This is a genomic window from Argonema antarcticum A004/B2 (assembly GCF_023333585.1).
Taxonomy (GTDB): Bacteria; Cyanobacteriota; Cyanobacteriia; order Cyanobacteriales; family Aerosakkonemataceae; genus Argonema; species Argonema antarcticum.
The window spans coordinates 1-12,694 of record NZ_JAIQZN010000035.1 but is presented as its reverse complement, the minus strand read 5'-3'; the positions used below and the strand labels follow the sequence as shown (position 1 = coordinate 12,694).

General features: G+C 45.1%; 6 protein-coding genes. All 6 read left to right on the top strand.

The window, feature by feature from the left end:
* Nucleotides 1-12: 12 nt before the first annotated feature.
* The 6 genes from LAY57_RS16335 (at nt 13) to LAY57_RS16310 (ending at nt 12,504) form a co-directional block, all read left to right on the top strand.
* The gene (locus tag LAY57_RS16335) at nt 13-2,292 is read left to right on the top strand and encodes an ATP-dependent helicase (protein WP_249067846.1); all 2,280 of its coding nucleotides are present in this window, start codon (nt 13-15) and stop codon (nt 2,290-2,292) included.
* Between the two features lie 552 nt (nt 2,293-2,844).
* Nucleotides 2,845-4,170, top strand: a complete 1,326-nt coding sequence (locus LAY57_RS16330) for a response regulator (protein ID WP_249067845.1) — start codon at nt 2,845-2,847, stop codon at nt 4,168-4,170.
* Between the two features lie 165 nt (nt 4,171-4,335).
* The gene (locus LAY57_RS16325) at nt 4,336-4,698 is read left to right on the top strand and encodes a response regulator transcription factor (RefSeq protein WP_249067844.1); all 363 of its coding nucleotides are present in this window, start codon (nt 4,336-4,338) and stop codon (nt 4,696-4,698) included.
* Between the two features lie 100 nt (nt 4,699-4,798).
* Nucleotides 4,799-5,353, top strand: coding sequence for a chemotaxis protein CheW (locus tag LAY57_RS16320; RefSeq protein WP_249067843.1), 555 nt, complete (start codon nt 4,799-4,801; stop codon nt 5,351-5,353).
* A 126-nt stretch (nt 5,354-5,479) separates the two neighbouring features.
* Nucleotides 5,480-9,019, top strand: coding sequence for a GAF domain-containing protein (locus LAY57_RS16315; RefSeq protein WP_249067842.1), 3,540 nt, complete (start codon nt 5,480-5,482; stop codon nt 9,017-9,019).
* A gap of 335 nt (nt 9,020-9,354) precedes the next feature.
* Nucleotides 9,355-12,504, top strand: a complete 3,150-nt coding sequence (locus LAY57_RS16310) for a hybrid sensor histidine kinase/response regulator (RefSeq protein ID WP_249067841.1) — start codon at nt 9,355-9,357, stop codon at nt 12,502-12,504.
* Nucleotides 12,505-12,694 lie beyond the last annotated feature (190 nt).

Genomic DNA, 12,694 nt, shown 5'->3' with positions numbered 1-12,694 from the left:
CTAGCTATAGTTATGACTTTTGACAAAGAAGAAGCTTTACAACTTATTCGTAATAGTCTGCGGGAAGGACAAAGACAAATGGCAGACTGGCGGGGTGGCCCGCTGGCGGTTTCTGCGGTTCCCGGTGCGGGTAAATCTACGGGGATGGCGGGTGCGGCAGCTCTAGCGATCGCACGTAACCAACTCCATAACCGTCGTCAGCTAGTCGTCGTCACCTTTACCCGTTCAGCTGCTGCCAATATCAAAGCCAAAATCCGCAAATATCTGCGCGAGCAATTATCGTTAGCACAAGTAGGCTTTGTTGTCCATACATTGCACGGCTTAGCGCTGAACATTGCCAACCGTCATCCAGAACTATCTGGGTTGAATTTAGATAACGTTACCATAGTCACGCTCGATCGCAGTCACCGCTTAATTCGGACTGCGGTGGAGCGGTGGATTGCCGCAAATCCCCGACGCTATCAAGTTTTGGTGGAAGGACAGCAATTTGACGGAGAGGAAACCGAACGATTGCGCCGTCAGTCGGTTTTACGCACAGAAGTGTTGCCATCACTGGCTAAAACGGTAATTCACGAAGCAAAAAGTTCCGGTTACTTACCTGCAAAATTGTGGGAATTGAGTAACGAGACTAGAGATGAATATGAAATTTTAGCTCTAGCAGCTGGGTTATACGAAAATTATCAGGACTTATTGCGATCGCGCGACTTCATCGACTACGACGAAATGATTCTCGCCGCCTTGCGAGTCCTCGAAAACGAAAACGCCCGCCGTCTTTGGCAAAACCAAGTATTTGCCGTCTTTGAAGACGAAGCGCAAGACTCCTCTCCCCTCCAGACTAGATTACTGGAGATTCTCGCCACTGACCCACAAGCGGAAAAATCCCAAATAAATCTAGTGCGAGTTGGCGACCCAAATCAGGCAATTAACTCCACTTTCACTCCCGCCGATCCAAAGTATTTCCGCGACTTTTGCGAAGCCTGCAAAGCCGAAAACCTACTGGCGACAATGGATCGAGCCGGTCGCAGCAGCCAGATTATCATCGATGCAGCTAACTTTGTCCTCGACTGGGTAAATAACTCCCAATTGGCAGGTACAGCCCAACCTTTTCGCCCCCAGAAAATTCTCCCAGTTACAGCTGGCGACCCCCAACCCGATGCTAACCCCGCCCCAGTCGGTCGCGGTCTGGAAATCTATACTCCTGACGACATTCATCACACAGTCAAACTAATTGGCGATCGAGCAATCGAATTATTAGCCCCTATTAACAAGGAGAGTGGGGTAGGATCGGCAGCAGTTTTAGTGCGGACAAACGACCAAGGAAGATTTGTTGCCCAACAGCTAAGACAGGAATATGGAAATCAGATAGATATATTCGATGTCATTCAGCAGACTCTCTATACAAAAGTTCCAGCAGAAATCCTCTTTCTACTGCAATTCCTCGATCGGCCCCATTCCCCCGACCACTTAAAAGCCGCCTTAGAAGTGCTGGTAGAACGTCAACTGATACCCCCGCAAGACCTCAACCCCCTCGCCAGTCTACCAGAGCAGTTTCTCTACCCCGGCCCCCTCGACCCACCCCAGACAGAGGTAGTGCTTAAAGCGCGTAGCTTCTGTACTAAGTTACTCCGCGCCAGAATTGAGTTGCCCCACTACCAACTGATTACCTTCCTAGCTTTAGCTTTGAATTATGACCAAACCGAACTTGCTACCGCCGACAAATTAGCCGAACGGATATTCCGACAAACAGCGGGTAACAGTTCCATGACTGCTACTCTGGACGCGCTGAGCGAAATCGTCACTTCAGAAAGGTTTGAACCTGTCGATACTGAAGGCAATGAGAGCCAATTTACTCAACCTGGTAAGCTGACGATCATCACGATGCACAAAGCCAAAGGGCTAGATTGGGACTACGTTTTTATCCCGTTTTTACACGCCTCAATGATTCCCGGTAGTCTGCGGATACCAGCACCCTCTCAGTTTCTGGGCGACTTTACTTTGGCAGAAGTAGCCCGCGCCCAAATTCGTGCTAGTCTTCACGGTGAATTTCCTTTACCAGAAGTAGCCGCAGCTTGGGAACAAGCGGGATATCTCAAGACAGCTGAGGAGTTTCGTCTCCTCTACGTTGCTATGACGCGGGCGAAACGTTTGCTGTGGATGTCTGCCGCGTCATCAGCGCCTTTCACCTGGAGTAAACCGGAGAATTGCACCGAACAACTCCCTTGTCCGGTTTTGCCAGCATTAAAGGGTAGATTTCCGCGATCGGTCGTTTCCCTGTCTATGGTGCAAACTTAGAGCAATACCGAAAAATCCGATTCTACGCAGCATACTTCACGATAAATTTATATTTACATCTGTGTTCATCTGTAGTTCACAAAGGCTATCAGTCTTGCATCAACTTACGTTCAAAAACTTTACAAAATATGCTGTCGCCACACTAAAAATGTTGCTGTTTTGTTATAAACAGCTTTGGCCGACCTTGTTTTTTCCATTTTTGTAGTTATACCAACCGCTCTCATCGGTTAGGACATTCTCAATTCCGAAACTCTTCATTCTTGGCCTTTCTGCCCCTAGCCCCTTGCAATCTTAGTTCCTTGCCTCTAACTATAAAACAGTGTTGTGGGCCGATAATCTAAGGGTAAACACTTAGGTTTAATAATTGCTTAATATTAACATCTTTAAAATTAATAGTAAAGTAGCAATCTCATTTTCAAAGTGATATTGTTGTTTTGTTAAGACTTTTTTAAGATTTATAACTTTTAGTCTTTTATAAACCATCAAAAGTAAGATAGAAATATGTAATTTAAATCACACTAACTTTTGGCGAAATGCTTCTAGGGAACCGGGATGACTACCAACAATTTAGCTACTGACAAGCTGAGCGATCAAATTCAAAGTTATAGCCAGAGGCAATTTACTGGGAGGCTTGATATACAGGGAGCAACTACTTGGAGCCTTTACTTTTGTCTTGGTCGCCTTGTCTGGGCTACCGGGGGAGTACATCTGCACAGAAGGTGGAACAGGCTTCTGACTCAATATTGCCCCCAGATACCTCCTAATGGTGTCCGCCTCCGAGAGAAAGAACTATCTAGATACTGGGAGTATCAAGTTCTGACTGTTTTGGTGAGGCGGCAGAAGATCGCAGGGGAACAAGCTGTGGCTGCTATTAAGAGCGCCGTAGCGGAAGTATTATTCGATATTTTACAGCACGAGGAGAAACAGCCGCTCACATTCACTATCGATCGAGAAGATGTGTTGGATGCGTCGCTCACCCTAATGAATCCAGCACAAGCTCTCCAAGAGTCCCAACAGGTTTGGGAAACCTGGTGTAAAGCTGGTTTAGGGAATTTATCTCCAAATTTTGCGCCTGTACTCAAACAATCAGAGGAACTGCAAAAGCTGGCTTCACCCCGCGTTTACCAAACCCTGGTAAAGGTGATTGACGGAGAACATAGTCTGCGCGATTTGTCAATCTTTATTAAGCAAGATTTACTTTTGTTGGTGCGATCGCTTCTCCCCTATATCCGCAAAAAAATCATCGGATTGGTAGAAATTACGGACTTGCCCAAACAAGCCGTAACCCCTATAATCGCCCCAACCGCCCCAACCGCCCCAACCGCCCCAATCGCCACAACCGCCACAACTCCACAGCAAAGTAGCAGAGAAGAAGCAGTCATCCCCCCGACTGCACCGCCCCAACCGCCAGTTTCATCAGCCAGACCCTTATCCTCACCGCCCCAACCGCCAGTTTCATCACGTAGACCCTTAGTGGCATACGTAGACGATAGCGTACTCGACAGCCAAATAATGGAGGATATTCTTAACAAAGCTAATTATGGATTTCTCAGTATCAAAGATTCCATGCAAGCTTTGCCCCTGCTGCTGCAAAACAAACCAGATGCAATTTTCTTAGATCTGGTTATGCCAGTTGCTAACGGCTACGAAATTTGTGCCCAGATCCGGAGAATTTCATCTTTTAAAAACACACCCGTTATTATTATCACCGGCAATGACGGCATAGTTGACCGAGTTCGCGCCAAAATGGTTGGGGCAACTGACTTTTTGGCTAAGCCGGTAGTCTCCCAAAAAGTACTGGCAGCCCTCTATAAACACTTAAATTCTTCATCTTTTTCAGAGTCTGCACCGCAGTTGTTGAACTATCAAGCTTTGTAAATAGGTAAGAGTCAAAAGTCAAAAGTCAAAAGTCAAAAGTCAAAAGTCAAAAGTCAAAAGTCAAAAGTCAAAAAATAATTAATTACAACTGACAACTGACAACTGACAACTGACAACTGACAACTGACAACTGACAGCTTAACAATCGTCATTTTAGAGGATTCTATGAGTACAGTATTAGTCGTTGAAGATAGCTTGACGGACATGGAAGTCATGACTTCCTACCTGCAACAAGCGGGATTATCTGTGGTTAGTGCCAAGAGTGGTGAAGAAGCTCACGAAAAACTGCATTCACACAAACCAAACTTGATTATTCTTGATGTCGTCTTGCCCGGTCAAAGTGGGTTTGAACTGTGCCGAGAAATAAAAAGCGATCCCGACACCAGCCAAATTCCAGTAGTCATTTGTTCCACAAAAAATACTGATGTTGACAAAATGTGGGCTAATATGTTAGGCGCGGATGCCTACTTGTTTAAACCCGTAGAGCAGACAGAATTGATGCGGACAATTCGACAACTAATGAAGTAGGTTGTAAAAATTGCAAATTGCAAATTTCAGATGGCAAATTGAATAATCTCAATCCAATCTGAAATCTCAAATCTCAAATTTGAAATTCATTAGAAAAACTATGGTTGATTCTGTAAAACAGGTTTCCGCGCTTACTCGTGTTGCGCCTATTCGTACAGCAGCAGCTTCCGCAGAGGCAGAGAAATTTTTACGCTTTCAGCTAGGCTCAGAAGGTAAAGCTTTGCTTCCCGTTAATATTATTACCCAGGTAATGCGGGTATTGGGGGCTGATATTCTGCCGGTTCCTCAGATGCCTAGTTGCGTGCTGGGGATTTACAACTGGCGCGGGGAGATGCTTTGGCTGGTGGATATCGGTCAACTAATGGGATTTCCAGCCTTGTGCGAACCTTCTGTTGGTAAGGGGGTAGTTGGGGGGGATTTGATGGCGATCGCGATCCAAATAAACGACCAATATCTAGGATTAGTGGTTTCGCAAATAAGCGATATCGAATTGCATGATATTCAACAAATACAAGTCCCTTCTATAGGATTGTTCTCTCCCGAAATAATGCCTTATTTGCAGGGTTACTTAGTTGCACCGAATAACGAAGTTTTGATGGTACTTAATGCTGAAGCGCTAGCACAAGCTCCTCTTTGGAAGAAATTTCAAAGTTAATAGGACTTAAGCTTGTCTCCCCCCCCAGATTTGGGGTACGGGTTGCAAAAGCAAGGTTTTTGCGTAAATCCTGGTTAATAAAATCCAAAATCCAAAATCTAAAATCGATTGACTGAGGCTTAATCAATGACTGCGTACTACCAAAATAATCAAACCGAACAAGAAACTAACGGTAATAAAGGCGATCGGACCCAGATCAATGGCAGCTCCCCTATCCGCATAATCGCTACAGCATTGGGTAGCTTAAAATCAGACTTAGAAAAATCCGTCGTATGGAAAACACCGGAATTCCAAAATAAAGTGCTGCGGATAGAAAGTTTGGTGGCAAGCGTAGAGCAAAAATTTAAAGCCACCTGGGATACAGCCATTCAAGCACAATTTAAGAGCGAGCGAGAGAAATTATTTGCGATCGCATCGACAATTCGCCAAGCACCAGACGTAGATAGCAAACTAAGAACTGCCGTCATGGAAGTGCGGAAAAACCTCCAAGCCGATCGCGTATTGATCTATCGCTTCAACGGGGATAGCTTTGGGGTCGTCGTAGCAGAAGCAAGCGAGCGAGAATTGACTTCATCCTTGGGACAAAGTTTTGCCAGCAGTTGTTTTGGGGCCGATCGGGCCTCAGATTATTTAACTAGGCAAGTTGTAGCAATTGATGATATTTCTGCCAACGAAATCACCCTTTCTCAAATGCAGTTGCGGGAGAATCTGCAAGTAAAAGCAACCTTAAGCATACCCCTATTGATGGATGAAAAAGTATGGGGTTTGCTGGTAGTACAACAGTGCAGTACAACCCGTCATTGGCTGGAAACAGAAATCAACTTAGTTTATCAGATTGCTATAGAACTCTCCATGATTATGCAGCCGCATGAATTCCGCGTGCAGTTGCAACGTCAGGTAGAACAAGAGCAAACCTTGAACAAAGTTATCAGTCGCATCCGGCAATCCCAGGATCTGGATACCCTATTTAAATCAACTAGCCGAGAAGTCAGACAGCTAATAAATGCCGATCGCGTGGCAGTGTTTCGCTTCTTTCCTGAAAAAGGCTTTGACGAAGGAGAATTTATCTCCGAGGATGTCCTATCTAGCTACACTTCAACATTGGGATTAAAGGTACGCGACCACTTATTTGGAGAACAGTTTGCGCCTCTATATCGGCAGGGTAGAATCCAAGCAGTTGCTGATATCCACAATTCGGGAATGTCCGAATGTCACGTTGAGTTACTCGCCCAATTTCAAATCCGAGCTAACTTAATTGTGCCCTTAATAAACGGAGAAGAATTGTGGGGATTGCTTTGCATTCACCAGTGCAATGGCCCGCGTCAGTGGCAAACCCATGAAATTGATTTTGCCAAGCGAATTGCCGCTCAATTTGGGGTTGCTTTGGGTCAAGCGAACTACCTGCAACAACTGAAAGATAAATCCGAACAGTTAACGGTTGTAGCCGAACGGGAGAAAAACTTTATTCAGATTATCGGTAAAGTTGGACAATCCATTGCCGATAAGATTCAGAATTCCCAGGACATCGACACAATTTTCAAAACAACTACTCAACAAATCCGACGGTTGTTAAGTGCAGATCGAGTAGTAATTTATCACTTCAATCCAGATTGGAGCGGTACATTCATGGCCGAATCCGTTGCTACCGGCTGGTCGAGTCTAGTAAACAATCATTCAGATGATAACCACTACGTAGACGACATTGTTGATTATGGCGGTACGCTACAACGAAAGGGAGCCAAATTCAGAGTTGCCGATACTTATTTGCAGCAAACTAGAGGAGGACATCGCCACGAACGCCACAATTTCGTAGTTGATGATGTCTACAAGGCAGGTTTTCCTGATTGCTACATAGAACTTTTGGAGCAATTTGAAGCCAAAGCCTACATACTTGTGCCGATTTTTGCAGGAGAAAAGCTTTGGGGCTTAGTTGGTGCTTATCAAAACACAGGTTCTCGTCATTGGGAAGAGTCTGAGGTGAATTTGCTGACTCAGATTGGCACTCAATTAGGAGTAGCCTTGTTGCAAAGCGAAAGCATCAAACAATTGCGGGCAAAATCTGACAAACTGGGTGAGGTAGCACAACGGGAGCAAACGCTAACTAAAGTTATCGACAAGATTCGGCTGTCGTTAGATGTTAATAATATCTTCAAGACGACTACCCAGGAAATGCGACAGTTGCTCAATTGCGATCGCGTGGCAGTTTATCAGTTCCAACCCGACTGGAGTGGGGTGTTTGTGGCAGAGGCGGTAGGCGGTAGCTGGAAGAAATGGGTCAGCCCCGATTTTATAACCGTTTGGGAAGATACCCACTTGCAAGAAACTCAAGGCGGTCGATATCGCAACAATCAAAAGTTTGCCGTCGAAGATATTCACTCCAAAGCTGATGATGTCACCAAAGCCGGTTTGTCTCGCTGTCACGTCGAAATGCTGGAGCATTATGAGATCAAAGCTTATATTATCGTGCCGATCTTTTTGGGCGATACGCTTTGGGGTTTGCTAGCTGCTTATCAACACTCAGATGTTCGTCTGTGGGAAGATTCTGAGGTGAACTTGCTGGCTCAAGTTGGTATCCAAATGGGTGTGGCTTTGCGACAAGCCAAATATGTGGAACAAGTTAAGGAGCAATCTGAGCAATTGGCTACGGCGGCAAAACGGGAGAAGGAAGCAAAAGAGCTGTTGCAACAACGAGCTATTCAGTTGTTGGGTGCTATTCAGCCGACTTTGAAGGGTGACTTGACTGGACGACTTCCGATCACAACCGATGAGGTGGGGACGATCGCGGATGCTTACAATAACATGATTCAAAGCTTACGCAAAATCCTCATTCAGGTGCAGGCTGCGGCTGGAAAGGTGCAACAGACTTCTCAGGTGAGCGGTTTGTCGATTGAGGTACTCTCTAAGGAATCGCAGAATCAGTTCCAGGAACTCACCCAGGCTCTCGGACAGGTTAAGGCGATGGTAGATTCTACCCAAGCGGTAGCAACCAACGCGGCTCAGGTGGAAGTTGCGGTAAAGCAAGCTAACCAAACTGTGCGAGTTGGCGATGCAGCGATGAACCGCACGGTGGAGGAAATCATCACGATTCGGGAAACGGTGGCGACAACTGGTAAGAAAATTAAGCGCCTGAGCGAATCATCGCAAAAAATCTCGAAAGTGGTGAATTTGATTCGGGATTTGGCTACTCAAACTAACTTGCTGGCTTTGAATGCTGCGATCGAAGCTACGAGAGCGGGAGAATACGGTAAGGGGTTTGCTGTGGTAGCGGATGAAGTGCGTAGTCTGGCTCGTCAGTCGGCAGGAGCAACAACTGAAATCGAGCAGCTGGTGCAGGAAATTCAATCGGAAACTGGTGAAGTCGTAATAGCGATGGATACCGGCATCCAACAGGTGGTGCAAGGTACTCATCTGGTCAATGAAAGTCGCCAGAGTTTGAATGAAATCGTGACGGCGACGGCACAAATTCAAAAGTTGGTAGAGGGGATTACTCAGGCGACTCAGTTGCAAACTCAGCAATCTCAGTCTGTGACTGAAACGATGACGAATGTGGCTGCGATCGCAAACAAAACTTCTGCGGATTCTCTGAATATTTCAGCTTCCTTCAAAGAGTTACTAACAATGGCAGAAGATTTGCAGGCTAGTGTCGGACGATTCAAAGTCAACTAATTGCAGATTTGAGATTTTAGATTTCAGATTTAAAATTTAAAATTAATAAATTCTGAAATCTAAAATTTGAAATCTCTTTCAATTCTTCTCATATCTGCGTTCATCTGCGTTCATCCTTCTTTATCTGCGGTAAAAATTAACCTACGATGAAAACAGACAATTTGACGATATCACTCTTACACTAACGATGCAACCGGACATCTTAGGCAAAGGCTGAAAGTGCAAGATTTAATTAATTTGAGATTTCAGATTTTCTTAATTAAAATTTGAAATCTAAAATCTAAAATTTGAAATCTCTTTAAATTTGAAATCTAAAATTCCAAATCCCAAAAGTTATGAGCATTGACACTACTATCCGCGAACAAGGCTATCAATACTTTGTTACAGAAGCACCGGAACTGTTACAAGCGATGGAGCAAGAGTTGCTGACTTTAAAGTCAGATTACAGCCTTGTTAAAGTCCATAGTCTGATGCGGACAACCCATACTCTCAAAGGTGCTGCGGCTAATATGGGTTTAGAGACAATTAAAACCGTAGCTCACCATTTGGAGGATGTATTTAAGGCTCTTTATAACCCCGATTTGGTGATTGATACGGAGTTGGAAACGCTGTTGCTTCAGGGGTACGAGTGTCTGCGCTTACCTTTGATGCTGGAGATCCAAGGCGGTTATGTGAATGATAGTGAAGTTTTGGATCGGACGGTTTATGTTTTTGCACAATTGCAAGAAAAATTGGGAGATTATTTTGGTCGAGAAACTCATATTCCAACTTCACTTGAACTGGGATTTGATATTACTAAATCTATTTTTGAAGTTGGTGTGAAACAACGGCTGGAAGAATTAGCAGATGTTTTAAATAATTGCAAGCCGTGGCAGGTAGATCCAGCTTTACGAGAACAGGCGGAAATTTTTGTAGGCTTGGCGGAATCTCTAAATTTACCGGGGTTTGGTGCGATCGCGCAAAAAACGCTTGCCGCTTTAGATCTTCATCCAAAACAGGCAGCCACTATTGCTAAGGTAGCGCTGACGGATTTTTGGCAAGGGTGGGCGGCTGTAATAGCAGGCGATCGGACCAGTGGTGGAGAACCCTCCTTTACCTTGCAACAGCTAGCTGGGACAATTCTGTCAGCAGGAGTAGCTTCGGGAGCAGACGAGCAGGGGAGTGGGGGAGCGGGGGAGCGGGGGAGTGGGGGAGAAGAAGAAAATGAAGAATCTATTTTTTCTGAGTCAGATCAATTTTCTAGCTTTCTGGATGATTCAGAAACAATTATTGAAATAGATACTACTGTAGATTTTTCAGAAATATCTTTAGACCCTAGCCTGGAAGATATTTTTGGCAGCGTCACAACCGATTCTAGGGAGTCTAGTGCTGAGATAAACTCACCTGAAAAGCAGCTAATAGATACAATCCTAACCGATGTTGCAAATGAGCGAGAAAGCCTGGAAAATCGGGAAGATTCCCAATTGCCAATTCTCAATTCCCAATTCATCAATCCAAAATCCAAAATCCAAAATCCAAAATCGGTTGGCTCATCTGTACGAGTAGACTTAGAACTGCTAAAACGCCTGAGTCACTTGGCGGGTGAATTGTTGATTAACCAAAATCGGCTGGCTAACATTGCCGAACAAATTCAAGAATCTGTGGTCCGATCGCGCTTGCGCTTGCGACGGCACCAGCAAACTATGGGTGAACTGCGCGACTGGTCCGATCAAATATTTAGTTCTCAAGAACGTCAAAGTGCAAAATGGCAGATTTCAAATTTTAAATTGCAAATTGGCAAAGGAAAAATTCCATCGGCAATCTCAAATTTGAAATCTGAATTTAGCTCTAGTTTTGATTCCTTGGAATTGGATACCTACAGCGAACTTCACATACTGTTGCAGTCAGCCATAGAAGAAATTGTCCAACTAGAAGAGGCCACAGATTCAACAGACATATTAGCAAGGCAATCCAGTCAAATTATTGAAAAACAACGACGCCTGTTGAATAACGTCCAAGATGACATGAGAGAGGCACAAATGTTGCCTGTTGGGGAAATTTTCAGCCGCTTCCCCCGACTCTTGGAACAATTGGCGACAGCTCATCGCAAACCAGTAGAACTGACACTGCAAGGTACAGATGTGCTGGTGGATAGGGCGCTGGCAGAGAAGCTGTACGATCCCCTACTGCATTTAGTGCGTAATGCTTTCGATCACGGCATAGAGTCTCCTGAAATTCGCTGTCGGCGAGGGAAACCAGAAACAGGTAACGTTGAAATTCGCGCCTATCATCGGGGAAATCAAACAATAATTGAAGTTAGCGATGATGGGCAGGGACTAGATTTAGATCGCATCCGTCGGCGTGCTGTTGAACTGAATTGGATGTCTGCCGAAAAGGCTAACAGTTTATCTGAGAATGCGGTATTGGATTTATTATTTGAGCCGGGATTTTCCACCGTATCCCAAGTTAGCGAACTTTCCGGTCGCGGTATTGGTTTGAATGTTGTTCGTTCCCAAATGCAAGCCGTTTCTGGCTCAGTTACTGTTTACTCCGAACCGGAGCGGGGAACTACATTTTCTCTACAGTTCCCGCTCACTTTAACGATGGCAAAGTTGATGGTTTGTGAGGCGGGTGGTGCTGTTTATGCGCTGCTATCCGATGCTGTGGAACAGATAATCATCCCTAAATCTGCCCAAATTCAGCAACTGGAAGGTCAAAAAGTTTTGCGCTGGAGTACGGGCAACTCTCAATCTATGGTGCCTGTGTATAATATGGCAGATTTGCTTGGTTATACTTCCCATTCCCAAGTCTCTGGTTATAGTCCGTTGCTGCTGCTACGCCAGAATCAGGAACTTTTGGGGTTGGAAGTTGACCAAATCTTGGGCGAACAAGAACTGGTGATCAGACCTTTGGGTAAAGCGATCGCACCTCCGAGCTATGTTTATGGTGGTAGCACTTTAGCCGATGGTCGCCTCACGCTTATTATTGATGGTACTGCTTTAGTCGATCGCTTATTTGACAAACTTGTACAGCAGGAGAGTGGGAAGAGGGAAAGGGAAAATACTCCCGCGCTACCTTTTGCCCCCTCTCCCCCGCTTCACCTCCCATCTTCTTCACCTAAAATTTTGGTGGTAGATGATTCGATTAGCGTGCGACAAACTCTGGCATTACTGTTGCAAAGAGCGGGCTACCAAGTATTACAAGCGCAAAATGGTGCTGAGGCATTACAGCAAATGCGCCAAAATCGAGCGATCGAATTGGTAATTTGCGATATTGAAATGCCTTCGATGAATGGTTTTGAATTTTTAAATCATCGTCGTCAAGAGCCAGATTTAGCTAAGGTGCCTGTGGTAATGCTGACTTCTCGCCGGGGTGAAAAACATCGCCTCATTTCCCTAGAAATGGGGGCTGTCGGTTACTTCACGAAGCCGTATCGAGAAGATGAACTTTTGGATGCGATCGCAGATTTGCTCAATCCGAAAGTTCCGGCTCTTGTCAATTCTTAACACGCATCTAAAATGACCGTCAGTTTTTCTGAACTTCTTGTGGGATGGGCAGGAAAGCCCGTCTTTGTATTGGATTTAGATGCGTAATAGCTTATTTCGGGGCTACTATAGCTGGGTGTGGTCATAAGTAGTTGGTTGAAACGAAAAGCTTTTCTTCTGGGCCTTGTCCTCCTTGTCTTCCTTGTCCTCC